The sequence below is a fragment of the Corallococcus llansteffanensis genome, from assembly GCF_003612055.1.
In the GTDB taxonomy this organism is placed as follows: Bacteria; Myxococcota; Myxococcia; order Myxococcales; family Myxococcaceae; genus Corallococcus; species Corallococcus llansteffanensis.
Genome location: NZ_RAWB01001218.1, coordinates 1 through 407, shown reverse-complemented (window position 1 = coordinate 407; position 407 = coordinate 1). Strand labels below are relative to the sequence as shown.

The following is a 407-nucleotide window of genomic DNA, read 5'->3' as shown; positions in this document are numbered from 1 at the left end:
ATGTCGCGCCATACGGCAATCGGCCGCGCGGCATCAAGATCGCGCCGGATGGAAAGACCTATGTGGTGACGCTGGAAAACTCGAACAACCTGTTGCTGCTGGATGCCGGTTTCAAGCCGATCAAGACCGTGCCCACTGGGCAGGGACCATACGGGATCGCGTTTGACCGCGAGGGCCAGTACCTCTGGGTGGCTGCCAGCCGCGCTGATCAGTTGCAGGTGTTCGATGCCCGCACCTTTGCGCAAGTGGCCGCCATTCCGGTCGGCAAGCGTTGCTGGCATTTCAGCTTCACGCCGGGTGATCGGAAGCTGCTGCTTGCCTGCGGCCGCTCGAACACTGTGCAGGTGATCGACCCGCAGAAGCGCGAGGTCGTCGATACGCTCCAAGGCTACAAGTTGCCCTGGGGT

Annotated in this window: 1 protein-coding gene; it reads left to right on the top strand. The window is 62.2% G+C overall.

The genetic code is table 11. The annotated features are described in order from the left end of the window. Positions 1–407: YncE family protein (locus tag D7V93_RS44240; RefSeq protein WP_208723399.1), on the top strand; the 407-nt coding region annotated here is incomplete at both ends.